The 23,751-nt window shown below is 69.2% G+C and carries 22 protein-coding genes and 1 other RNA gene; 17 read left to right on the top strand and 6 right to left on the bottom strand.

Going from position 1 to position 23,751, the window contains the following annotated elements:
• Window positions 1-14 precede the first annotated feature (14 nt).
• Window positions 15-272 (bottom strand): DUF3040 domain-containing protein, encoded by a 258-nt coding sequence (locus ACIBF5_RS02510; RefSeq protein WP_396807287.1) that lies wholly within the window; start codon window positions 270-272, stop codon window positions 15-17.
• A 463-nt stretch (window positions 273-735) separates the two neighbouring features.
• On the opposite strand from ACIBF5_RS02510, the gene ACIBF5_RS02505 reads away from it, so the two are divergent.
• The 5 genes from ACIBF5_RS02505 to ACIBF5_RS02485 are packed head-to-tail and all read left to right on the top strand — an operon-like array spanning window position 736 to window position 7,269.
• Window positions 736-2,907 (top strand): DUF1800 domain-containing protein, encoded by a 2,172-nt coding sequence (locus tag ACIBF5_RS02505; protein WP_396807286.1) that lies wholly within the window; start codon window positions 736-738, stop codon window positions 2,905-2,907.
• Window positions 2,908-2,914: 7 nt separating this feature from the next.
• Window positions 2,915-4,297 (top strand): DUF1501 domain-containing protein, encoded by a 1,383-nt coding sequence (locus tag ACIBF5_RS02500; RefSeq protein ID WP_396807284.1) that lies wholly within the window; start codon window positions 2,915-2,917, stop codon window positions 4,295-4,297.
• Window positions 4,294-5,859 (top strand): ferric reductase-like transmembrane domain-containing protein, encoded by a 1,566-nt coding sequence (locus ACIBF5_RS02495; protein WP_396807282.1) that lies wholly within the window; start codon window positions 4,294-4,296, stop codon window positions 5,857-5,859. Before ACIBF5_RS02500 ends, ACIBF5_RS02495 begins: the two co-directional genes overlap by 4 nt.
• A gap of 14 nt (window positions 5,860-5,873) precedes the next feature.
• Window positions 5,874-6,491: an FMN-binding protein gene (locus ACIBF5_RS02490; RefSeq protein WP_396807280.1), complete on the top strand. Its 618-nt coding sequence runs from the start codon at window positions 5,874-5,876 to the stop codon at window positions 6,489-6,491.
• Between the two features lie 55 nt (window positions 6,492-6,546).
• Window positions 6,547-7,269: an FAD:protein FMN transferase gene (locus tag ACIBF5_RS02485; RefSeq protein WP_396807384.1), complete on the top strand. Its 723-nt coding sequence runs from the start codon at window positions 6,547-6,549 to the stop codon at window positions 7,267-7,269.
• A 372-nt stretch (window positions 7,270-7,641) separates the two neighbouring features.
• On the opposite strand, the gene ACIBF5_RS02480 is transcribed toward ACIBF5_RS02485, so the two are convergent.
• On the bottom strand, window positions 7,642-8,328 hold the full coding sequence (locus tag ACIBF5_RS02480) for a bifunctional DNA primase/polymerase (RefSeq protein WP_396807278.1): 687 nt from the start codon (window positions 8,326-8,328) through the stop codon (window positions 7,642-7,644).
• Window positions 8,329-8,622: 294 nt separating this feature from the next.
• Between ACIBF5_RS02480 and ACIBF5_RS02475 the strand changes: the two genes are divergently transcribed.
• From ACIBF5_RS02475 to ACIBF5_RS02455, 5 genes are all read left to right on the top strand, one after another.
• The gene (locus tag ACIBF5_RS02475; RefSeq protein WP_396807276.1) at window positions 8,623-9,852 is read left to right on the top strand and encodes a helix-turn-helix domain-containing protein; all 1,230 of its coding nucleotides are present in this window, start codon (window positions 8,623-8,625) and stop codon (window positions 9,850-9,852) included.
• 16 nt (window positions 9,853-9,868) lie between these two features.
• The gene (locus tag ACIBF5_RS02470) at window positions 9,869-10,435 is read left to right on the top strand and encodes a flavoprotein (protein ID WP_396807274.1); all 567 of its coding nucleotides are present in this window, start codon (window positions 9,869-9,871) and stop codon (window positions 10,433-10,435) included.
• Window positions 10,436-10,541: 106 nt separating this feature from the next.
• Window positions 10,542-11,429, top strand: a complete 888-nt coding sequence (locus tag ACIBF5_RS02465) for a Nif3-like dinuclear metal center hexameric protein (protein WP_396807382.1) — start codon at window positions 10,542-10,544, stop codon at window positions 11,427-11,429.
• Window positions 11,426-12,166, top strand: coding sequence for a zinc ribbon domain-containing protein (locus ACIBF5_RS02460; protein ID WP_396807272.1), 741 nt, complete (start codon window positions 11,426-11,428; stop codon window positions 12,164-12,166). Before ACIBF5_RS02465 ends, ACIBF5_RS02460 begins: the two co-directional genes overlap by 4 nt.
• 76 nt (window positions 12,167-12,242) lie before the next feature.
• A complete protein-coding gene (locus ACIBF5_RS02455) occupies window positions 12,243-13,382 on the top strand; it encodes a bifunctional RNase H/acid phosphatase (protein ID WP_396807380.1) in 1,140 nt (379 codons plus the stop codon).
• 13 nt (window positions 13,383-13,395) lie between these two features.
• Here the strand turns inward: ACIBF5_RS02455 and ACIBF5_RS02450 are convergent, their stop codons facing one another.
• Window positions 13,396-14,271, bottom strand: a complete 876-nt coding sequence (locus tag ACIBF5_RS02450) for an alpha/beta fold hydrolase (RefSeq protein WP_396807270.1) — start codon at window positions 14,269-14,271, stop codon at window positions 13,396-13,398.
• Window positions 14,272-14,395: 124 nt separating this feature from the next.
• On the opposite strand from ACIBF5_RS02450, the gene ACIBF5_RS02445 reads away from it, so the two are divergent.
• From ACIBF5_RS02445 to ACIBF5_RS02425, 5 genes are all read left to right on the top strand, one after another.
• A complete protein-coding gene (locus ACIBF5_RS02445; RefSeq protein ID WP_396807268.1) occupies window positions 14,396-15,727 on the top strand; it encodes a glycoside hydrolase family 18 protein in 1,332 nt (443 codons plus the stop codon).
• Between the two features lie 217 nt (window positions 15,728-15,944).
• Window positions 15,945-16,229 (top strand): DUF3311 domain-containing protein, encoded by a 285-nt coding sequence (locus ACIBF5_RS02440; protein ID WP_396807266.1) that lies wholly within the window; start codon window positions 15,945-15,947, stop codon window positions 16,227-16,229.
• 5 nt (window positions 16,230-16,234) lie between these two features.
• Window positions 16,235-17,911 (top strand): monocarboxylate uptake permease MctP, encoded by a 1,677-nt coding sequence (mctP, locus tag ACIBF5_RS02435; RefSeq protein ID WP_396807264.1) that lies wholly within the window; start codon window positions 16,235-16,237, stop codon window positions 17,909-17,911.
• A gap of 444 nt (window positions 17,912-18,355) precedes the next feature.
• The gene (locus tag ACIBF5_RS02430) at window positions 18,356-19,099 is read left to right on the top strand and encodes a Scr1 family TA system antitoxin-like transcriptional regulator (RefSeq protein WP_396807378.1); all 744 of its coding nucleotides are present in this window, start codon (window positions 18,356-18,358) and stop codon (window positions 19,097-19,099) included.
• Window positions 19,090-19,278, top strand: a complete 189-nt coding sequence (locus ACIBF5_RS02425) for a DUF397 domain-containing protein (RefSeq protein WP_396807262.1) — start codon at window positions 19,090-19,092, stop codon at window positions 19,276-19,278. Before ACIBF5_RS02430 ends, ACIBF5_RS02425 begins: the two co-directional genes overlap by 10 nt.
• A gap of 33 nt (window positions 19,279-19,311) precedes the next feature.
• Here the strand turns inward: ACIBF5_RS02425 and ACIBF5_RS02420 are convergent, their stop codons facing one another.
• Window positions 19,312-19,746: a GNAT family N-acetyltransferase gene (locus ACIBF5_RS02420; protein WP_396807260.1), complete on the bottom strand. Its 435-nt coding sequence runs from the start codon at window positions 19,744-19,746 to the stop codon at window positions 19,312-19,314.
• 34 nt (window positions 19,747-19,780) lie between these two features.
• Window positions 19,781-20,527 carry a sulfite exporter TauE/SafE family protein gene (locus ACIBF5_RS02415; protein WP_396807258.1) on the bottom strand — a complete coding sequence of 249 codons (747 nt, stop codon included), beginning with the start codon at window positions 20,525-20,527 and terminating at the stop codon, window positions 19,781-19,783.
• A gap of 92 nt (window positions 20,528-20,619) precedes the next feature.
• Between ACIBF5_RS02415 and rnpB the strand changes: the two genes are divergently transcribed.
• Together rnpB and ACIBF5_RS02405 are read left to right on the top strand one after the other, a co-directional pair.
• Window positions 20,620-21,059, top strand: an RNA gene (gene rnpB, locus ACIBF5_RS02410) — RNase P RNA component class A.
• A gap of 811 nt (window positions 21,060-21,870) precedes the next feature.
• A complete protein-coding gene (locus ACIBF5_RS02405) occupies window positions 21,871-22,389 on the top strand; it encodes a helix-turn-helix transcriptional regulator (protein ID WP_396807256.1) in 519 nt (172 codons plus the stop codon).
• A 300-nt stretch (window positions 22,390-22,689) separates the two neighbouring features.
• Here ACIBF5_RS02405 and ACIBF5_RS02400 read toward each other — a convergent pair whose 3' ends face one another.
• Window positions 22,690-23,304: a hypothetical protein gene (locus tag ACIBF5_RS02400; RefSeq protein ID WP_396807254.1), complete on the bottom strand. Its 615-nt coding sequence runs from the start codon at window positions 23,302-23,304 to the stop codon at window positions 22,690-22,692.
• Between the last annotated feature and the right edge of the window lie 447 nt (window positions 23,305-23,751).

Genomic DNA, 23,751 nt, shown 5'->3' with positions numbered 1-23,751 from the left:
GTGACGCCGGCCCGTCAATGGTGCAGTCGGCGCACCCGCCAGGCCAGCACGCTGGCGGCGGCGAGTACGACCGGCGCCATCACGGCCGCCACCCAACCGCCGATCACGACCACGGCTGGTACGGCGCTCCAGAGTATGACGGTCAACAGGAGCAGGAGTCTGCCCCGGCGGGCTTGCGCACGATTACTGAGTCGGGCGACGAAGTCCGGGTCGCTGATTCTCAGCTGGCGGGTGATCTCGTCGAACCGACGCTGATCCTCTTTGCTGAGCATGGCGGCAGCCTTCCCCTCACGCGTCAACAGTCCGGCGCGGGGATACCCGATCCGGGGCCGCTCTCACTCCTGCCCCTGCTACCGACTGTGACTGTCGCCAGTAATGCGACTCCACGTACCAACGGGTACGACAAAATTTCACTTAATCCATCCTTAAGTTTGCCTTTGCTGTTGATTCCCCTGCTCCCATTCCCGCAGGTTACGGAGGGTGTCGCGGGTGCCCGCCGGACAACATCGGTGCTGCTCGCGCCCGTGCCGGCCGGATCGGGTTGATACCGCATACCGGTGATTCCCCTGAGCCGAGCCTTAAGTCGGCCTGGAGTGCAATTTCGGCCATCTTGAAGCGGGTCGGCCCCGGGGCTACCTTCCCGTAGCAACCCCCCAAGAACCGCCGCTGGAGGCCCCGCCCCGCCAATTGTCGCGGAGCCTGAACCCCGGCGTGCCTCAGCAGACGGATTGGTACATGGCTGACCAGAATGTGCCACCACGCCGATCGCGTGACGACAGCCCCTGGGACGGTCGACCTCAGCCCGGCCCAGACGGCTACCGGGCCGCGCCCGGTGGCCCGTCGTACGGCCGCGTGGCGTCCGGGTCCGACGGCTACCCGGACGCGCGCCACCCGAGGTCGGCGGGTCACCCGCAGTACGCCGGCTACTCGCAGCCAGCCGCCCAGTGGGCGCACCAGCAGTCCGGCCAGAAGCTCGACCAGTGGACCGAGGAGCACCGGGTGGGCGGGCGGCGTGGGCCGCAGTGGGTCGGCCCGGAGGGGCTGGAACCGGAGGACCGCCGCTCGTACGCCGTACCGGGCGAACTGCCCGAACTGGCCGACGACGAGGAACCGGTCAGGTCGAACGGTCGTCGCCGGGCGCTGATCGCGCTGACCAGCGCCGCCGCGGTGGTGGCCGGTGCCGGTGCGATCGCGGTCGCCTCCGGTGGCAACGGTGTGGCCGACAGGATCCTCGGCCACACCCCGTCCGGCGGTGACGGTGGCAACGCCACCGCCGCGGCGATCACCGACGGAACCGCCGACCGCCCCAGCGGCCAGCAGCCGAGCACGGTGCGCACCTACACCGAACAGAACGAGAGCTACATGGGCTCCAAGGCCGGTCAGGAGCTGAAGAAGAACAGCCCGGCCGCCGGCCGTACCCTCGGCGGCCCCGGGATCGCGGCGGCGCAGACCGAGGTCACGGTCAAGACCGTCCTGGCCAAGGATCCGATCCGGCATCTCGCCACCCGGGCCACCTTCGGCGCGACGCCCAAGCTGCTGACCGAGATCAGGACTTTGGGCATCGACGAGTGGCTGCGCCGGCAGCTCGACCCGGACAAGATCGCCCCGACCCGGGCCGAGCTGAAGCTCGCCGAACTGCCCACGCTGAACATGTCCATCAAGCAGCTCCGTGAACGCCGCGACACGGTCGAGAACGTCGACAACGCCGACGAGGAGTTCGTCTGGGCGACCATCGCCCGGCAGATCTGGTCCGACCGCCAGCTCTACGAGGTGATGGTCGACTTCTGGAACGACTTCCTGCACGTGGCGGCGTACTTCGACGGCGGCGCCATCCAGCGCGCCTCGTTCGACCGGGACGTCATCCGCAAACACGCGCTCGGCAACTACGCCGACATGCTGGTGGCCGCGAACACCCACCCGGCCCTGCTGACGTACCTGAACCAGAGCCAGTCGCACAAGGACGCGATCAACGAGAACCTGGCCCGGGAGAACCTGGAGCTGTACTCGGTCGGCGTCGACGGCGGCTACACCGAGATGGACGTACGGCAGGCCGCGATGCTCCAGACCGGCCTCGGTGTGGACAAGGACGAGTACGTCTACCGCGCCAACCGGCACTACGTCGGCAAGGTGAGCATCCTCGGCTTCACCAGCGCCAACAGCTCCGCCGAGGAGGGCGAGGCGGTGATCAAGGCGTACCTGAGGCACCTCGCCCTGCACCCCTCCACCGCGAACTACGTCGCGCAGAGCCTCGCCACCCGGTTCGTCTCGGACACCCCGCCGAAGGCACTGGTCGAGCGGCTGGCGAAGACGTACAGCGCGAACAAGGGCGCGATCAAGCCCGTGCTGATGACCCTTTTCAGCTCCAGCGAGTTCTGGGGCTCGGTCGGGCAGAAGGTACGCCGTCCGATGGAGTACCTGGTCGCCACCTACCGGGTGCTCGGGATGCAGCCGGACCCGTCGCCGGACTACCAGAAGCCGGCGAATCTCAGGCGGACCCCGTTCGCCGACGGGCTGAGCCAGATCAAGAACAAGATGGAGCAGCTCGGTCACTTCCCGGCCGGTCTCTCCACTCCGAACGGCTACCCGGACGTCTACGTCGCCTGGACCTCCGCCGGAACCATGGTCAGCGGCTGGAACGAGGCCCACGACGTGATCAACGGAAACCGGAAGGTGTTCTCCTACACCGCACCGGAGAAGCTGGTCGCGGCGGCGCCGGCCACCGCCGGGGCGTACCTCGACGTCCTTGCCCAACGGCTGGTGCACCAGAAGCTGACGGACAAGGAGAAGGACCTGATTCTCGGCATCGCCGGGGTGACCGCGGCGACGAAGGTCGACGCCACGTTCAACGGCGCGATCACCGCGATCGCGCGGGCGCTCCTCGCCTCCCCCCAGCACCACCTCCGGTGAGCTAACAGTGGAGAAGACTGTGCACTCGTACCCCCTGCATCCCGACTGCCCCGACCTGCGGCGTCTCGCCCCGAACCGGACCGAGGCCGTGCTGCGCGCGGAGTACGCCGCGGTCACGGCCGAGAACGCCGCCGTACGCGGGGACTTCCTCGACCTGTCCGAAGTGGAGGAGGCGCAGCAGGACGGGCGGGGCGTCACCCGCCGTACGTTCGTCGCCGGTGCCGCCGCCACGGTGACCGCCCTGGCCACCACCCAGTTCGTCTCCACCCAGGCGTCCTTCGCCGCCACCCCCGGCGGCACGCTGATCCACGTCTTCCTCTACGGCGGGCTGGACGGGCTGAGCCTGATCGCCCCGGAGAACGACCCGGTGCTCAGCAAGGCCCGGCCGGACCTGCTGCTCGGCAACGACTCGATCGCCCTCGACCGGGGCTTCAAGCTGACCAGCGCGTTCGCCCCGTTGCAGAGGTTCCTCGACGCCGGCCAGCTCGGCTTCGTCCCGGCCGCCTCCGACCCGCGCGTGTCCCGCAGCCACTTCCAGGCCGCGGACGCCTGCAACCTCGGCGGGCTGCCGAACGAGACCGGTGGCCGGGGCTGGCTCGACACCCTGGTCGACGCGCTCGGACCGGGCACCGCGTTCCGCAGCGTCGGGGTCGGCAGTACCCTGCCCCGCTCGCTGGTCGGCAACAACGGCGCGCTCTCGCTCAACAGCGTCGGCTCGCTCGGCCTCAACGGCGACGGCAGGTACAAGGACGCCACCGCCAAGGCCATCCAGGGCCTCTTCACCGGGATCAACCATCCGGTCGAGGAGTCGGTGATCGCCGGGCTGGGCGCGCTGAAGACCGCGCAGCAACTCGCCGCGAAGCCGTACCAGCCGGCCACCGGAGTCGAGTACCGAGGCGTCGGCAACTCGTTCCGGACCCTCGCCCAGCTCATCAAGGGTGGCGCCAACGTACGGGTGGCGACCGTCAGCATGGGCGGCTACGACACCCACGAGAACCAGGGCACGGCCAAGGGCGGACAGTTGCACAACCGGCTGCTCGAACTCGCCAGTGGCATGGCGGCGTTCTTCGACGACCTCGGCCCGACCCTCGCCGCGGACGTGACCATCATGGTGAGCAGCGAGTTCGGCCGTCGGGTCGCCTCCAACAACAACGGCACCGACCACGGCCACGGCGGCGTGGTCACCCTGCTCTCCGGCAAGAAGCTCGCCGGCTCGTTGCTCGGGACCTGGAACGGGCTGGAGAAGCTCGACAGCGGTGACGTACCGGAGTACAACAACATGTTCGACGTGTACGGCTCGGTGGCGAAGGGCCGATTCAACCTGACTGACGCCGAGGTGAAGAAGATGTGCCCCCGTCAGACCATCACTCCGGTCAAGCTGTACGCGTGACGACCTGGCCTACCTCGACTGGCCACCGTTCCGGGAGCGACCCCCGCGATGGTGGCCAGCAGGCTTCCGCCTACGAGCGGAGCTACCGCACGGACGACTCCGCCGTGCGGCGTTACCGGATGGCCGGTTCCACCGCCGATCGTTACCGCACGGAGGACTCCCCACCACGGGCGGCCCGGCCGGGTTCGGTCACCCGGCCCCGGTCCGAGGGTACGGCCGCGACGTCGACCGAGGGGCCGGCACGGCGTGGGCCGGTGGGCCGGTGGCTGGTCGTCCTCCTGCTCTGGGCGGGGTTGCTGGCCGCCGTGCTGCCGTGGTGGCTGGAGACCCCGCCCGCCTCGCTGAACAGCCAGTTCGCCAGCCTCACCGCCGCCGGCCGGATCAGTGGCCTGATCGCCGGCTACCTGCTGCTGGTCCAGGTGCTGCTGATGAGCCGACTGCGGCTGCTGGAGCGGTGGATCGGCACCGAGCAGCTCAGCCGCTGGCATCGGGACGTCGGCGGCACCCTCTTCGTGGCCGTGCTGGCGCACGTGGCGCTCATCGTCGCCGGGTACGCCGCCGTGGAGCGGAAGTCCTTCCTCGGCGAGGCGACCACCCTGCTGCGCGACTACGAGCACATGGTCGGCGCCTTCGCCGCCGCCGGCATCGTCGTCCTGCTCGGCTTCACCGGTGTCCGGTTCATCCGCAACGCGCTGCCCTACGAGTTCTGGCACTTCCTCCATCTGAGCAGTTATGCGGTGCTGCTGCTTGGTTTCGGCCACCAGTTCACGTACGGCCAGCAGTTGTTCCGGCCCGGTCCGGTGCGGACCGGTTGGATCGCGATGTACGCCCTGGTCGTGGTCGCCGTGCTCGCCGGGCGGGTGCTCTCGCCGCTGGTGTTCAACCTGCGCTACCGGATCCGGGTAGCGGACGTGGTGGCGGAGAGCCCGGACACCATCTCGATCTATCTGACCGGCCGGAAGCTGGATCGGTTGAACGTGCTCGCCGGGCAGTTCTTCCGCTGGCGGTTCCTCTCCGCCGGGCGCTGGTGGCAGTCGCACCCGTTCTCGCTCTCGGCCGCGCGCAACGGTCGGTGGCTGCGGCTGACCGTGAAGGTGGTCGGTGGGCACACCGCGGAGCTGCGCCGGCTCCGGCCCGGCACCCGGGTCTGGACCTCCGGTCCCTGCGGTACGTTCACCGCCGCCCACCGGGTCGGTGAGGGGGCGCTGCTGATCGCCGGGGGAAGCGGGATCGCGCCGATCCGGGCTCTGCTGGAGGAGTTGCCGCCCGGTGCGGTGCTGGTCTACCGCGCCAGCACCCCGAACGACGTGCTGCTCCGCCGCGAGCTGGACTGGCTGGCGCAGGCCCGGGAGACGGAGTTGTGGTACGTCATCGGCTCTCGTCACGACCCAGGTCCGCAGCAGATCCTCACCCCACGTGGGCTGCGCCGGCTGGTTCCCGACCTGACCGAGCGGGACGTCTACCTCTGCGGCCCGCAGGGTCTGATCCGTGAGTCGGTACGGGCACTGCGCAAGGCCGGGGTGCCCCGCCGGCAGATCCACCAGGCCACGTTCGAGCTGTAGCGGAGGTTCCTTCCTTGCGTCGCGCCATTCTCGGCATCACCGGTCTCGCCGCCAGCACCACCCTGCTGGTGGTGCTCAAGGGTGGGCCGGCGACCACCACGACCGCCCGGGACGTGCCGGTCGGTCCGGCAGGCGCGTCGACCGACCCGAGCGCCGGTGCCCCGCCGCAGCCGACTCCGGACCCGGCGCGGGGTGGGGCGGCACCGACCGGTTCGGCCGTACCGGGCCGGTCGGGCACGCCGGCCACGTCACCCGGCAGGTCGAGGACGCCGAGCGGCAAGCCGACCACCAAGGCGCCCGGCGCCGGCACGACCACGAGCAAGGCCCCGCCGCCGGCGACCGGACCGCGCAAGATCGACGGATCGGTGACGCCGGCGGCGGACTTCGGCCTGGTCCAGGTGCAGATCACCGTCACCGGTGACCGGGTCACCAACGTCGTCGCGTTGGAGTTGCCGCGGGAGACGGCCACCTCCGACGGCAAGAGCGACCAGGTGGACCGGGCCTACAGCGGCACCGGCGGGGCGGCGGTCACGGCGGCGAACCAGGGCCGGATGCCGGACACGGTCAGCGGCGCCACCGCGACCAGTAGCGCCTACAAGCGGTCGTTGCAGGCCGCGCTGGACAAGATGTGAGGCCGGCGTGACCAGTGTGGGGACGCGGCCGGGTCTGCGCCGGGTCGAGTTCGTCATGGGTACGGCGATCAGCCTCGACCTTGCCGACGACCTGTCCCCGGGTCGCCTCGACGAGCTGGCCGAGCAGGTTTTCGACTGGTTGCGTGAGGTGGACCGGCGATTCAGCACGTACCAGCCGGACAGTGAGGTGAGCCGGTTCGACCGGGGGGAGGTGCTGCTCTCCCAGGCGTCGATCGACCTGCGGGCGACCCTGGAGCGCTGTGCCGACCTGTGGGGCGAGACCGATGGTTTCTTCGACGCGTACGCCACCGGCCGGCTCGACCCGTCCGGCTACGTGAAGGGCTGGTCGGCGCAGGTCGCCTCGGACCGGTTGGTCGAGGCGGGGGCACCGAACCACTGTGTGAACGCCGGTGGCGACGTACGGGTCCGGGGCCGCTCGCACACGGGCGAGCCGTGGCGGGTCGGCATCCAGGACCCGTGGGACCCGAGCCGGGTGTCGTTGGTGGTGCACGGCACCGACCTGGCGGTCGCCACCTCCGGTGTGTACGAGCGCGGCCACCACGTGATCGACCCGCGCCGGGGTACGCCGGCCCGTGGGCTGCGGTCGGTGACCGTGGTCGGCACCGACCTCGGCATCGCGGACGCGTACGCCACGGCAGCGCTGGCGATGGGGCGTGCCGGGGTCGGTTGGCTCGGCCGGCTCGCCGGTCACGAGTGGGCCGTGGTCACCGACGACGGGCGCACGCCGCGCTCCGGCCGACTGCCGCTCGGGAACTGATCGACCGTGTCGGGCCGGATCAGCGCACCGGGCGATGGGTGCCGGCTGGCCGGGAGCCCATGGGCCGGGCGCCGCCGGGGCGGGACCCCTTCGGTCGGGTTCCCGCCCAGCGGCACGGTGGGGTGCCGGTGGCCGGCTCCGCCCCGTCCAGCCCGCCTGGTGCGGGCAGCGTTTCGTCGGTTCGCATGTCATCCCCCGTTTGCGCGCCGGTCCGGTCCGCTCGACGCGGTCCCGTCCGTGCTTGTGTCACCTGCGTTAACGACGGCGGCCACGGCCGGACGTTGGGTGCCGCGTGCCGACTCGCCGCGCGCCGGTGCCGTGGTCGGCGTGGCTGCCGGGTTCGCCGGTGCCGTGGCCGCGTCGGGGGTGGGTTCAGTAGCCGCGTCGGGGGGCGGGCAGGCGGCCGGGGAGGAGCGCGACCGGGAGCACCGGGTTGTGTGCCTGGAGGGCGTCGACCAACAGTTCCTGCAGGGCGTACGAGTCCGGCAGTTGCCAGCGGGCCTCTTCCGGCGGCACGACCCAGCGCACGCTTCCCTCGGGCAGCCGGGTCGGCGGGGCGGGGATCCAGGAGCCCGGACCGTGCCGGACGACGTAGAGGCACTGGTCGAGTTCGGGGCGGAGCGGGTCGCCGGGGCGGACCAGGAACATCCACCGGCCGCCGGGGGTGAGCGCCACCGGTCCGCGTACCTGGTCGTGTCCGGGAATGGTCACGCCGGGGTGCGGTCGGGTCGCCTCCAGCACGTGCTGGCCGAGGTAGGCCGGCACCTCCAGCACGTCGAAGGTGTAGCCGGTGGCGAGCAGGACGGCGTGCGGCCGTACCCGCCACCAGGCGGCGACCCGGGCGGGGTCGGAGCTGGCGGCTCCCTCCCACTCCTCCAGGGCCGGGTGGCAGCCGGTGGTGGGGCAGCCGGCGCGGCCACAGACGAACCGGTGTCGGGTCAGGAACGCTCCGGGAGTGACCTCCCAGCCGTGCATGGCGTAGCGGACGGCCACGCGCCGCAGGCGTACCCGTTCCAGCGTCGTCAGACGGGTGATAGGCGGTCGGGTAGTCCCCCACATGGCACGCCGCTCCTTCCGGGATCGATCAGCACAAGATCGATAGCTTCGCGCCGTTACCGGCGCCGGGTGGATTCGTTGCTCCTGGCATAAAGCCACTTGCAAGTTGCATCGAAAAGTACGAGCGCCAGCCTCCGGCCTGACGCACACGCTGTGCGACCGTGCCATATACGCACAAATCGCACAGAGGTACGCCCCCGCACCACCCCGGTTACATCTGAAGAGCAAGCACCACCACACCCGTTTAGAGCTCGACCGGCCCGGAACCGCCGGCATGGCACAAGGGGAGGAACGGACGTGGACGAGCTGCCCATCGGGCGCCGCGTCGCATATTGGCGTGGTCGGCGAAAGCTGTCCCAACAGGTCTTCGCGGACCGGCTCGGCAAGTCGAAGAGCTGGGTCGACAAGGTCGAGCGCGGGGTACGCCGGCTGGACAAGTTCTCCGTGCTCTACGAGATCGCCGACGTGCTCACGATCGACGTGCAGCTCCTGCTCGGCAAGGACCCGGAACGGCGTACCGATGCCCTCAACTGCATCGACGAGGTCGAGGTCGAGGAGATCCGGGCCGCCCTGGAGCGGTACGTCTCGATGAGCAAGTACTTCCACGCCCCGGTGGTGCCACCACCGCTGCCCGAGTTCCGCAAGGCGGTCAGCCATGCCTGGCTGACCTACCAGTACGCGCGCTACGGGGTGCTGACCCGGGCGCTGCCGAAGCTGCTGCGCGACGCCCAGGCGGCGGACGCCTACTACACCGGGGACGACGGACAGCTCGCCGCGAGCCTGCTCGGGCAGGTCTACCAGATCGCCTCCTCGGCCCTGCGGAAGCTGGGCGAACACGAGCTGGCCTGGCTCGCCGCCGACCGCTCGATGGCGGTCTCCGTACGCGCCGACGACCACCTGCTGGCCGGGGTGGCGACGTACCGGGTGGGCAACGCCCTGCTCGCGCTCGGCCGGGCCCGGTCCGCGCTGGAGGTGAACGTCAACATCGCCAACCGGCTCGCCCCCGGCGGCACGAACGGGGCGGACCCGGACCGGCTATCGGTCTACGGAATGCTGCTGCTCCAGGGGGCCATGGCCGCCGCCCGCCTGGGTGACAGCGCGACCGTGAAGGACCTGATCCGGGGTGCGGAGGAGGCGGCGAGAGCGCTCGGCTCGGACCAGAACTACTACTGGACCAGCTTCGGCCCCACGAACCTGGAACTGCACCGGGCGGCGGCCGCGGTCGAGCTGGGCGAGGGACGGCAGGCGGTCGAGACCCACGAGCAGCGGATCGACAAGCGCAGGTTCGCCGCCCTGCTGCCCGAGAGACGGGCCCACCACCTGCTCGACATCGCCCGAGGGTTCGCCCAGATCGGGGACGTGCACAGCGCCGGGGAGATGCTGGTCGACGGCGACCGGTTGGCCCCCTCGGAGATCCGCTGCCGGCCGATCGCCCACGAGGTGATGTCCGACATCCTCCGTCGCACACGTGGTGCGCCGCCTGCGCCGATTGCGGAGTTGGCTGAGCACATGGGAGTTGGCATATGAGCGGGCTCGTGGCCGGATGACCGGGAACCGACAACGAGTCCTGTACGTGATCACCTGTGGTTCCCCGCTGGCTCGCAACGTCGACCAGTTGGTGGCCCACGCCCAGCGCGACGGCTGGACGGTCTGCGTGATCAGTACGCCGGACGGACGGAAGTTCATCGACGTCACGGCCCTGGAGGAACAGACCGGTTATCCGGTCCGCAGCGCGTACAAACAACCGGGCGACCCGGACCTGCTGCCGCCGGCCGATGCGCTGATCGTCGCCCCGGCGACGGTGAACACGGTCAACAAGTGGGCGGTCGGCATCACCGACAGCCTGGCCCTCGGGTTGTTGATCGAGGGGCAGGGGCTGGGGCTGCCGATCGTGGCGATGCCCTTCACCAACGCCGCCATGGCCACCCACCCGGCCTTCCAGGCCAGTCTGGAACGGCTGCGGAGTTGGGGCGTCACGGTGCTCTTCGGTGACGAGGTGTTGCCGCCCTTCCCACCTGGCAGCGGCGCCCGCTACCTCGACCAGTACCCGTGGCACCTGGGGCTGGACGCGTTACGGACCAGATGCGCGGTCAACGGCCGACCCCGCTGAACGGGCCGGTCGGGGTGTTCGAGCCGGCGGCGCGGTCGGCGGGCCGGCGCCGGTAAGCTGGGCCGCCGTGGGCATAACTGGATCCGAGACGCCGAGCGTGGCCGAGGTGGTGGCCGCGCTGGACCGTCGTTACCCGCCGGCCTGGGCCGAGTCGTGGGACCGGGTCGGGCTGGTGCTCGGTGACCCGGCGGCGCCGGTCCGCCGGGTCACGTGCGTGGTCGACTGTGTGCCGGAGACCGTCGCCGAGGCCCTCGACCGGGGGGCGGATCTGATCATCGCCCACCATCCGCTGCTGTTGCGTGGGGTCTCGTCGGTCGCGCCGACGACGTACAAGGGTCGGATCGTCCATCAACTGATCAAGTCGGACGTTGCGCTGTATGTGGCGCACACCAACGCAGACGTCGCCAACCCGGGCGTTTCCGATGCGCTTGCCGCCCGGGTCGGGCTGGTCGACCTGCGCCCGCTGCGTCCCGCCGCCCCCGGCAGTCCGGCAGCGGGCCAGGGCCGTGGCATCGGCCGGATCGGCCGGCTGGCCCGACCGCTGACCCTCGCCGAGCTGACCCGGTACGTCGCCGCCGTGCTCCCCGCCACCGCCTGGGGCGTACGCGCCGCCGGTGACCCGGAGCGCATGATCCACACGGTTGCGGTCAGCGGTGGCGCGGGTGACAGCTACCTCGATGACGCCCGCGCCGCCGGGGTGGACGCCTTCCTCACCGCGGACCTGCGACACCACCCGGCGAGCGAGTATCTTGCCGAGGGCGGCCCGGCGCTGCTGGACGCCGCCCACTGGGCCACCGAGCGGCCCTGGCTGGACGAACTCGCCACCCACCTGCGGGATCAGCTCGACCTCGACGTCTACGTGTCCGACCTGGACACCGACCCGTGGACGGTCCGGGCCGGATCGCCGTCGACCGTCACCCCCGTACCTCAGCCTGTGGCCGCCGCATCTGACGTGCACGCCGCATCCCCCGTGGACAAGGAGCACCGCCTGTGAAGGCCGACCCGAAAGCCCAGCGTCGTCTGCTGGACCTGCAAGCGATCGACACCGCGTTGGCCCAGCTTGCGCACCGTCGCCGCACCCTGCCGGAGCACGCGGAACTGGAGGCGCTGGCCCGGCAGCTCTCCGCGCTGGAGGACGAGCGGGTACGCGCCCAGGTGGCCGTCGACGACCTGGACCGGGACATCGCCCGGATGGAGAAGGACATCGACCAGGTTCGGTCCCGCAAGGATCGGGACCAGGCCCGGCTGACCCTCGGCTCCGGCCCGGCCCGGGAGCTGGAGGCGTTGCAGCACGAACTCGCCTCGCTCAACCGGCGGCAGAGCGAGCTGGAGGACACCGAGCTGGAGCTGATGGAGCAGCGGGAAACCGCCCAGAGCGTGCTCGACGGGGTCGAGGAGCGGCTGACCGCGACCCGGGAGACCCGCACGGCGACCGAGGAGCGGCGTACCCTCGCGCTCGCCGAGATCGCCAAGGAGGAGGAGTTCAAGGCCGGCGCCCGGCAGCCGCTCGCGGCGGACCTTCCGGCCGACCTGGTCACCCTCTACGACAAGGTCCGGGACGTTTCCGGTGGGCTCGGCGCGGCGCTCTTCACCGCCGGCCGGTGTGGTGGCTGCCGGTTGGAGCTGTACGGCGCCGACCTGGCCCGGATCAGGGCGGCGGCCCCGGACGAGGTCGTCCGCTGCGAGGAGTGCCGCCGGATCATGGTCCGAACCGCCGAGTCGGGGTTGTGACCGTGCCCGCCGGTCGTCCCGCCCCGGCGGGCCGGATGAACGCGGTGCCGAGGTGAGCGGCCGGCCACGGGTGGTCATGGAGGCCGACGGCGGGGCGCGGGGCAACCCGGGCCCGGCCGGGTTCGGCGCCGTGGTCCGGGACGCCGAGTCGGGCGAGGTGCTGGCCGAGCGTTCCGAGTCGATCGGGGTGGCCACCAACAACGTGGCCGAGTACCGGGGCCTGATCGCCGGTCTGGAGGCCGCGGTCGAACTGGACGCCTCCGAGATCGACGTACGAATGGACTCCAAGCTGGTCATCGAGCAGATGTCCGGCCGGTGGCAGATCAAGAACCACGGACTACGCCCGCTGGCCGCGCAGGCGGCCGGGCTGGTCCGCAAGTTCGACGCGGTGCGTTACCAGTGGATCCCGCGCGAGCAGAACCGGCACGCGGACGCGCTGGCGAACGCGGCGATGGACCTGGCGGCGGGGAAGCCCGGGGTTGCCGATGCCGCTGCGGCGGCCGGGTCGGACCCGTCCGCCCGCGCCCGTGCGCAGGAGGTCGCCGCGCAGGGCTCGACCACCCGTACGTCCTGGGAGCCGAGGCCGTCCTCGACCGCGACCCGGCTGCTGCTGGTCCGGCACGGGGAGACCGAGCGGACCGCCGAGCGCCGCTATTCCGGCCGGGGTGACGTGCCGCTCTCCGAACGCGGCCTGGCCCAGGCGCGGGCGACCGCGGTCCGGGTGGCTGGGCTGGCACCCTCGGTCGCGGCCGTGGTCAGCTCACCGCTGTCCCGTTGTACGGCCACCGCCGAGATCATCACAGGGGTGCTCGGTGGCAAGCCGGTCGCCACCGAACCGGACCTGATCGAATGCGACTTCGGTGCGTGGGAGGGACACACCTTCGCCGAGGTGCAGGCGCGCTGGCCGGGGGAGATGAACGCCTGGCTCGCCTCGCCGAGTGTCGCGCCGCCGGGCGGGGAGTCGTTCCGCGCCGTCACCACCCGCGTACGCCGGGCGCTGGCCGCACTGCTGGCCGCGTACCCGGGGGAGACCGTGGTGGTGGTCTCGCACGTCTCCCCGCTGAAGATCCTGCTCCGGGACGCGCTCGCGGCCGGGGACGCGTTCCTGCACCGGCTCTACCTCGAACCGGCCGGTCTCTCCATCGTGGACCTCTGGCCGGACGGCGGGGTGGCGGTCCGGACCGTCAACGACACCGCCCACCTCGCCACCCTCTGACCGGCCGCCCAGGTCACCTACCGGCGCCGGCTGGTGCGGCGAGGAAGTCGCGTACCAGCCGGGTGAAGGTGGCGGCGTCGTCGACCCAGGGGTAGTGCCCGGCACGCTCCTGGACGACCAGTTGCGCCTGTGGGAAGAGGTCGGCGATGAGCCGCGCGGCGGGCGGGGTGCACATCGGGTCCAGGGCGCCGGCCAGCACCAGCACCGGTACGTCGAGCTGGCCGAGTGCGGCGCGTACGGCCCCGGTGTCGGGGGCGAAACCGGCGTAGAAGCCCTCGGAGGCCGGGTACGAGCGCTGCCAACTGTCGGCTTCGTGGTGCGTGCGCGCCCGTTCGTCCCAGCGGCCGTAGAGGAACGGGGCGGTGGCGAGCAGGAGCGGGGCGGTCTCGGCCGGGTCGGCGCCGGCGACCACCGCCTGGACCAGGGCGGTCCAGCCCGCGCGGGCATTCGGGTACCACCACTCGCCGGCCCGGGCGTCGAGCGCGTTGTCCAGGCCGACCCGTTCGGTCCCGGTGCTCGCCGAGACCGGGGTGATCAGCAGGAGCTGGGCCAACCGGTGAGGGAACCGGGCCGCGTAGAGCTGGGCCAGGTCTCCGCCGGCGGAGTGGCCGAGCAGGCTCATCCGGTCCAGCCCGAGGTGTGTACGGAGCGCCTCGACGTCGTCGACCAACCGGTCGCAGCGGTAGCTGGTCGGATCGCCCGGCACCTCGGAGTCCCCGGTGCCCCGGTGATCCAACATGATCAGTGTCCGGTGGGCGGAGAGTCCACCCAGGTCGTCCAGGTAGGACGAGGCGCGTCCGGGGCCGCCCGGTAGGCAGACCAGCGGTGGCCCGGCGCCGTGCACGTGATAGGTCAGCTCGGTCGCGTCGTACGAGGGAAACCTCGGCACCCGATCAGCATGCCAGAGACAGGACTGGATCGCAGCAGTCGAGAAGGCTTGACCACAGCAGGCGGTACGCACATCATCGATCTGCAAGGTTTCCTTACAGATCGCAGCTCCTCAAGGAGTGTGGATGAATAACCGTCTCGCCCGTCGACTCGGCGTCCTGATCGCCACCGCGTCCGTACTGCTCACCGTCGCCCCGCCCACCGCCGCCAGCGCCACCACCGGCCACCGGGGCGGCTCGGACGGCTACTACAAGGTCGGCTACTTCACCCAGTGGGGCATCTACGGCCGCGCGTTCCCGGTGAAGAAGCTCGACACCTCCGGCGCCGCCGCCCGACTCACCCACGTCAACTACGCCTTCGGCAACGTGAGCGAGGACGGGAAGTGCTACATCGACGGCGGGCCGGGCGAGGGTGACCCGTGGGCCGACTACCAGCGGCCGGTGCCCGCCGAAGAGAGTGTGGACGGGGTCGCCGACGCGCCCGGTCAGGCGCTCAACGGCAACTTCAACCAACTCGCCAAGCTCAAGAAGAAGCACCGCGACCTGAGGGTGCTGATCTCGCTCGGCGGTTGGTCCTGGTCGACGTACTTCTCCAACGCCGCCGCGACCGACGCCTCCCGCAAGGCGTTCGTCACCTCCTGCATCGACCTCTACCTCAAGGGCAACCTGCCGGGCACCGCCCCCGGCACGGCCGCCGGGGTCTTCGACGGGATCGACCTGGACTGGGAATGGCCGGGCTCGGCCGGTGAGCCGGGCAACGTGATCCGCCCGGACGACAAGCAGAACTTCACCAAGTTGCTCGCCGAATTCCGCAAGCAGCTCGACGCGTACGGCAAGAAGAAGCGCGAGCACTACGAACTGACCGCGTTCCTGCCGGCCGCCCCGTCCACCATCGACGCCGGCTTCGAGGGTCGGAAGATCTTCAAGTATCTCGACTTCGCCACCGTGCAGGGTTACGACTTCCACGGCGGCTGGGACGCCCGCGCCAACCAGCAGTCCGCGCTGCGGGTGCCGGCCGGCGCCCCGGACAACCCCGACTTCTCCGTCGAGGTCGCCATCGACACCTGGCTCGACCGGGGAGCGCCGGCACGCAAGCTGGTGCTCGGTGTCCCGTACTACGGCCGGGGCTGGACCGGGATCACCACCGGCGGCAACGGACTCTTCGGACCCGCCACCGCCCCGGCACCGGCCACGTACGAAGCCGGATACGAGGACTACAAGGTGCTGAAGAACCTGGTCGGCAACGGCTACACGCTGCACCGGGACCTGCGCGCCGGACACGCCTGGCTCTTCGACGGCACCACCCTGTGGACGTACGACGACCCGGTAGTGCTGCTCCAGAAGGCGCTCTACATCCGCAAGGAGGGACTGGGCGGGGCAATGATCTGGTCGCTCGATGGCGACGACGACAACGCGTCGCTGACCAAGGCCCTCTCGCTCGGCCTCTGGACCTTCTGATCCGCCCCGGCGCCGGCTAGGAAAGCGTCGCCACCAGCACAGGTACACCCAGCGTCCCCGTCGACCGTCCGGTCGACGGGGACGCTGCTTCCATCAGCCGTTCGGCGCAGCGCGCTCGCCGTTCGGCGCACGGCGTCCGTTTCCGGCACGTGACGGCAGTCACAGCCTCGATAACCTCCGCCCGCGTACGAGATCACGACGCTGGTGGAGGTGTGCGATGAGCGAACCAGAATCGGCCAACCCCGGTACGGCGGACCCACCGGATCCGGCCGGTACCGCCACGGCCCCGACACCCGTCGCGGCGTCGAGGGCGGGCGACCGTAGCCCGTGGAACTGGCTGCTCTTCGTACCGATCGTGGTGCCGCTGGTCACCGCGTTCTTCAACCAGGACACGCCGCGACTGTTCGGCTTCCCGGTCTTCTACTGGCTGCAACTTGCCTTCGTCCTGCTCGGGGTCGCCAGCACGACGCTGGTCTACCAGATGACGAAGCGGCGGGGGTGAACCACATGTGGCGCGACCATCTCACTGAGATCATCGTCTTCACGCTGCTGTTCCTGCTGGTCAGCGCGATGGGCTTCGTGGCCGCCCGGTGGCGGGCCCCGAAGGACATGGCCCACCTGGACGAGTGGGGGCTGGGCGGGCGCAGCTTCGGCGGCTGGATCACCTGGTTCCTGGTCGGTGGCGACCTCTACACCGCGTACACCTTCGTCGCCGTACCGGCGCTGCTCTTCGGGGCGGGTGCGGCCGGCTTCTTCGCCGTGCCGTACACCGTGATCATTTATCCGTTGGTCTTCCTGCTGCTGGTCCGGCTCTGGTCGGTCTCGCACCGGCACGGCTTCGTCACCCCGGCCGACTTCGTACGGCAGCGCTTCGGCTCGCCGACACTCGCCCTGCTGGTCGCCATCACCGGCATCGCGGCGACGATGCCGTACATCGCGTTGCAACTGGTCGGCATCGAGGCGGTACTCAAGACGATGGGCGTGACCGGGGAGAGCACCGTCGCCCGGCACCTGCCGATCATCATCGCGTTCGCCATCCTGGCCGCGTACACGTACCAGTCCGGACTGCGGGCACCCGCGCTGATCGCGTTCGTCAAGGACACGCTGATCTACATCGTGATCCTGGTGGCGGTCATCTACCTGCCGTACAAGTTGGGGGGTTGGGGGGAGATCTTCGATGCGGCGGACGCCAAGTTCGACGCGAGCCCGTCGCCCGGCGACGGCATCCTGCTCAACCAGAACAACCAGCTCCAGTACATCACCCTGGCCCTCGGCTCGGCGCTGGCGCTCTTCCTCTACCCGCACAGCATCACCGGGGTCCTGGCCAGCAAGAACCGGGACGTGATCAAGCGGAACATGTCCGCGTTGCCGGCCTACAGCCTGCTGCTCGGGCTGATCGCGTTGCTCGGCTACATGGCGATCGCGGCGAACGTGAAGCCGCTGCCCGGTGCCACCGAGGGCAGCGTCGACAACAACACCGTGGTCCCGCTCCTGTTCGAGCAGCAGTTCCCGAGCTGGTTCGCCGGCATCGCGTTCGCCGCGATCGGCATCGGTGCCCTGGTCCCGGCGGCCATCATGTCGATCGCTGCGGCCAACCTCTTCACCCGCAACATCTACAAGGAGTACCTGAAGCGGGACGCCACCGCCGCCCAGGAGGCGAACGTCTCGAAGATCGCCTCGCTGGTGGTGAAGGTCGGCGCGGTCGCCTGCATCGTCTTCCTCGACCCGCAGTTCTCCATCGACCTGCAACTCATCGGCGGCGTGATCATTCTTCAGACGCTGCCGGCGGTCGCGCTCGGTCTCTACACCCGCTGGTTCCACCGGGGCGCTCTGATCGCCGGCTGGGCCGCCGGCATGGGGCTCGGCATGTGGATGCTCTACCAGATTCCGAATCCGGCCACGAAGCGCGAACACTTCGGTGGCAGCGCTTTCGCGTTGGAGAGGTTCGGCTTCGACACCCCGAAGACGATCTACGTCGGTCTGGTGGCGGTGGCGGTCAACCTGCTGGTAGCCGTCATCTTCACGCTGATCCTGCGGGCGGCGAAGGTCTCCGAGGGGCCGGACGGCACCAACCGCGACGACTACTTCGCCGACGAGGGCGACCCCCGCCTCGTCCCCGTCTCCGTTTCCACTCCCGCCCCCCGTCGCGCCTCCGAGGAAGCCCCCACCGAACCGGTCGCGTGAAAGGAAGGGCCCCTTGTTAACGCTATGCGTTAACAAGGGGCCCTTCCTAACACCTGCGGAGATCACCTTCGCTGAGGGGGTCCGGGTGGTGGTGTGGGAGTGCGAGTTTCGGGAGGACCTTTCCTGGTCATTTTGTTGACCAATAGAGGTCCTTTTTGGTGTCCGTAACCCATGGCGAACGCATGATCAATCGACTGGATCGCTTCGTCCTCAGTGGAGTAACCGAGGACGTTTCTACTGGTGGGAGAGGTGTTGAGCGCGCCAGAATCGCTACCTGGTTGTCGCGCACAAGGCGGTCCCATTCGCTGCGACGAATCGTACTCGATCCGATCATGAGGAAATTCGCCCTGTTCATTCCTGGGCCTGCCCGATTAAGGTAAGCGCACACACTCCGAGTGTCCCTTAAGGAGCCGAACCGTGCAGAACAATGCCTTACGGGTGGCGATGGCCGATGCGGGCGAGACAATCGAGTCCCTCGCCCACCAAGTAGGAGTCGACCCCAAGACGGCGGCTCGCTGGCTTTCGCCGGGACGCACTCCGCATCCGCGTACCCGGCTGCGGGTGGCGACGCTGCTCGACCGCAAACAGGAGGAACTCTGGCCCGAGCCGTATCGGCGGCGCAACCTGGCCTGGTTCCGCCCCTGGGCCGAGATCGAGCGCATGGCGATCCTGATCCGCTCGTACCAACCGCTTGTCCTGCAAGGGCTGCTCCAGACCGAGAATTATGCCCGCGCCATGCTCCGGGTGGGTTCGGTGATGCCGCCCGAGGAGGTGGAGGAGTTGGTGGAGGCCCGACTCCAGCGGCAGGCCATCCTGTCGAGCGCGAAGCCACCGCAGTTCATCGCGGTCTTCGACGAGATGGTGCTCCGGCGGAGAGTCGGCGATCGGGCGGTGATGCGGGAGCAGCTCGAACACCTCATCACGATCGGCGAGCAGGAGCACGTCCAGATCCAGGTCATCCCCGCCGACGCCCCGTGGCACACCGGGCTCGCGGGGCCGTTCGTGGTCGGGACGATGCCGGACGGGACCGAGGCGGGCCACCTCGACAACCAGTTGCGCGGCCAGATGGTGGACCTCCGCGCCGACCTTGTGAGCCTCGGGAGACGGTGGGAGAGTGTTACCGGGGAAGCCCTCCCGCGCCGACACTCAATCGAGCTGATCAAGGAAGTGGCGAAGACATGGACCTGACCGGAGCCATCTGGCGCACCTCCACCCGCAGTTCCAACAACGGCGGCGACTGCGTCGAGGTGGCCGACAACCTGCCCGGCCGGGTGCTGGTCCGGGACAGCAAGAACCGTGACGGCGGCACCCTGGCCTTCGGCCCGACCGCCTGGCGCGCGTTCGTCACCCAGGTCGCCAACCGCTGAGTCCGCCTGACTCACCGCCGATCGGGTACGTGACTAAAGGTTGATCTGGTAGAGGATGAAGCCCCGGTTGATCGCCACCTGGTCGTAGAGCCGCCGCGCGATGATGTTGGTCTCCTGGGTCGACCAGTAGACCCGGCAACACTCCTGCTCACGTGCCCAATCGGTCACCGCCGCGATCAACGCCCTGGCCACGCCCCGCCCCCGCGCCTCCGGGGCGGTGAAGAGGTCCTGGAGATAGCAGACGTCCGGCGCCGAGGTGTTGGCGTGGATGAGGAAGTGAGCGATCCCGACGAGCTTGCCGTCGATCTTCGCACCGAGCGCGTGCATCCGCGTGTCGTCCTGGAACGCGTTCCACGCCCTGTCGTACATCTCCGGTGGAAGCTCACGCTGGTAGAAGTCGACGTACGCCCGGAACAGCGTTTCCCAGTCGGCGCGATCCTCCGGCGCGAGCCGGCCAACAGTGATCATGCGATGTCTCCCGGTGCGGACTGGTCCCCAGAACCTAGATGAGCAGAACGCCGATGGTCATGCCAAAGGCCACAATCACACCTTTGAGTACGGCCGGCGGTAGTTGACGGGCCAGCCGGGCACCGAAATAGCCCCCGACCAGGGTCGCCGGCGCCACGATAGCCACCGCAGCCCAGTCCACAGGCCCGAAGGCGGAGAAGACGACGACGGTGGTCAACCCGACGACCGCCGAGACCACGTTCTTGAGCGCGCTGACCCGGGCCAGTGTCTCGTCCAGCACCAGGGCGAGACCGGCGACGAGCATCACGCCGAGGGCGGCGCCGAAGTAGCCCCCGTACACCGAGCCGAGCGCGACCATGCCCTGAAGGGTGAGGGTGCGGCGGCGCGGGCTCAGATCCGCCGGATGGCCGACCAGTCGGCGCAACCGATCCTGGAACGCGAGTACGGCCGTCGCACCGAGAACCAGAATCGGAATGACGACCTTGAACGCGTCCTCGGAGGTGTTCAGCAGCAGCAGGCCACCGGCGGTGGCGCCGAGCGCGGCGGTGGGGATCAACGGCAGGACGCGGCTCCGGTGGGGCAGATCGTCCTTGCTGCCGGCGACCGCCGCCAGATAACCCGGACAAACGGATACGGAATTGGTCACGTTCGCCTGGATCGGCGGCATACCGATCGCGATCAGTGCCGGAAATGTGATCAACGAGCCGCCACCGGCAACCGCGTTGATGGTGCCCGCGGCGAGCCCGGCGGCGAGCAGCAGGCCCGCATTGAGGAGATCCATCGCTGCCGAGAGTAGTCAGCGGCCCGCTCGGGACGGCGTTACTCCCGGCGACTCTGTGACTGTGTCGACAAGTAGACTTGCCGGGCGACGGACGAGTCGACCGGGCGGTCGCGTCGGCGGGTGAAAGCCCGCCACCGAGGAACGTCCGGACTCCACAGGGCAGGGCGGTTGTTAACGGCAACCCGGGGCGACCCGCGGGACAGTGCCACAGAAAGCAAACCGCCCGGCTGATCCCGCCGAGCCAACAGGCTCGGCAGGTGACGCCAGGTAAGGGTGAAACGGTGGGGTAAGAGCCCACCAGCACCCCGGGTGACCGGGGTGGCTAGGTAAACCCCGCCCGGAGCAAGGCCAAGACAGGGTCATCACCGCGAGGTGACGGCCCGCGCAGACGCTTGAGGGCTGCCCGCCCGATGTCTGCGGGTAGGCCGCTAGAGCCTGCCGGCGACGGTAGGCCGAGATGGATGGCCGCCGCCGGTGACACCGGCAACGGTGCCACCGGGCACAGAATCCGGCGTACAGGTCGACTCGTCCGTCGCCCACCAGGTCACAGCCTTAATCAAGGCTCTGACCTGGCCGTATGTCCTGGCGGGGGCAAGCGTTAATGGTCAACTTTGGTCGACGTTTGGCGCCCTGGAGACGCCCCGACGCCCCGAATGCGCCCTGATCTTGGGCAGCACTGTCAGCTTGGGACCGCTCAAGATCAGACGATCGTGCGTCGCCGTGCGTCGACGCGCTCCCAGGTGGCCCGTGTTGGCCCTGGTCTACATCGGCTTACGGCCCCCGGATGGCCAGCGCACCCCACGCGTCCTTCGGGCTGACGCATCTCGATGATCGAAGGCAGGAGGTATTCGCCCGAGCCACCCTGGTGCACAAGTGCACCAGGGTGGTGTACTATTGCACCAGGTCCGGACTGGAAAGCGGTCGAAAGTTCTTCGGCAGAGCACTTCGGCGATGTATCACGCATCGGGAATCTCGACCGTTTTCCTGGCTGGACCTGGACTAGCCAATTGAGAGGTGGAGCAAATGAAGGCAAAACATGATAGCCCTTACAGGCGAAGAGTAGGAGTCCCATATGATCAGCTCGGGCCGCCACCCGAAGAAGGCGATTGCCGATGCTCTCCGTCGCGCTGAAGATCTTGGGCTACTCATCACAAAACTTCATCGCGGGCACAGGTGGGGCGAAGTGAGGTGCAGTGCCTGTCAAGCAAGCCGGGATGTTTGGTCGACCCCCCGCAGCCCTGGCACACATGCGAAGCAGATCGATCGTTTCGCGCGGACCCACACCCATCCCGCACCTGCTGCGGAGGCACCCGCATCGACGTAGGGCCGAAGGGAGGTACGGCATGACAACTCACGTGTTCACGGTGGTGCTTGATCGGCCGCCTACTGATGACGAATTAAACGCATTGTTTACCGCAGGCTGCGATGATGCAGCGTTCGGCACGGAGGCCGGCTTCCCGATCGCGGAGTTCGATCGGGAAGCGGAGACCATGGCAGATGCCATCGCCTCTGCTGTACGCAACCTCGACTGCGTCGGCCTAGTCTCGCTGCGCGTCCTAGATCAGGACCTACTCACACTGGCTGATGTCGCACAGCGGATCGGCCAGAGCCGGGAATCGGTACGGCGATACGTGACAGGTGACCGGGGCCCGGGCAGATTTCCCCCACCGGTGAACCCCGCCCGCGAAGGCACGGCGTTTTACCGGTGGAGCGAGGTGGCTCCATGGGTCCGGCACAACTTGGGTATCGACGCGCCGGATAGCGACCCGGCCCTGGTAGTGGCCAACCTGGTCCTACAGGCTCGACAGCACCGGAATCGCGTTGCCCATATTGCGGCGTTGACCGATCTGCTAACCGCGTAGGGCCGTCGCGGCCCGGACGATACTGCTTGCGCGGCGACAACAGCAGGCTGCGAAACCCAAAAGCCCTGCTCGGGACTCGCGTTCCGAGTAGGGCTCCTGTGTATGGAGCGGGTAATGGAAATCGAAACTGCACTGTCAGCTTGGGAATTGGACCGCGCAGGGTCCCGGTACGGCGTTTTGCCTGGTCGGCACGGTCTGGACTGGTCTGGTTTGGCCTGGAGTTACACCGGCGTCTGGCCTGTGGATGGCCCGACGGAACGGGGCGCAGCTCAGCTGTCGCATCCTGCTCGGCGTTCCGCGCTACTCCCGACTAGCGATCTCCCAGGCGAACACACGACCGCGCTTGTGAACCGGGTGGACGAGCTGGTCATAGGTAGCGACGAACCGGTCGCCGAGGTTGACCCTTAGGCGGGCGAGTGTTTCGAACGCTTGGATTGCTGGCTCCATCTCCATCTCCACCTTCTGCTCTTTGTAGTCGTAGCCAAAGATCAGGATCGCCTTCCGGCCCGGCAGCGTCGAGCTTACGAGTTTGTCGCAGTCGGTGAGCGCACTTCCGTGTGCGGGGTAGGGAGACAGCACGCGGGTGAGCATGTTGTCGTTTGGCTTTCCGTTGTCTCCAAACAGCCGCAACATCTTGGCTTCGATGGCCCAATCCCATGACGGAGGCTCTCCTAGGCACCAGTCACAGCGTTGCCGGCTGGTGCCGGGGTAGCGCACATTCAGCCCGTCCTTCCGATACCCGGGGCTCAGGTCGGCGAGTTCATTGAGTACGAGTTTGATGGTGTCCTGCTCGGTGTGGGGGCCGATGCCGGGCTGGTAGGTCCGTTTAGTGGGGCTGGTCGCCTGGGGGCGCTTGGCGTCAGCCGTTTGTAGGGCCGACGCGAAGTCCCTGACGAGCTGCGGCAACTCGATCATCACTCGATCGTGCCATTCCATGGCACGCTGTCCCAGCGACCTCCGCATCAGGAGACCAGGTTGTCCCTGCACCACCCGTCATCCGGCCGAGAACTTCGAGATGCCGCAGTGTCTAGCGGAGCCCGCGCGCCGCGATGCCCGACTTGCTCGGCCACAACGGACAGCGCCTCAGGCGCCCGGTGGCAAGCCAGTCCGGGGTGTGGACTGGCGCGGCAGTCGGAAGCCAAGAGTCCCACGGAGGCCAGCCACGCCGGCTTCCGTACCGCCGTGCTCGGCGTCCTGGCCGTGGTCGACGAGGTGGCGGCAGCCATCGATTGCTGCCTGGCGTGGGAGCGGCGTCCGCTGGGTGTCGGTGGCCTCCGCCCCGGCCGCGAAGCGAGCCGGGGCGGCTTGCCACCGGGCGGTCTACCGCTCCCGCCGGCGGCTTGATCCAGAAGAGAATAATTC

The organism is Micromonospora sp. NPDC050417 (genome assembly GCF_044458865.1).
In the GTDB taxonomy this organism is placed as follows: domain Bacteria; phylum Actinomycetota; class Actinomycetes; order Mycobacteriales; family Micromonosporaceae; genus Micromonospora_G.
The sequence above is the reverse complement of the archived record's forward strand: the minus strand, read 5'-3'. Positions and strand labels throughout refer to the sequence as shown.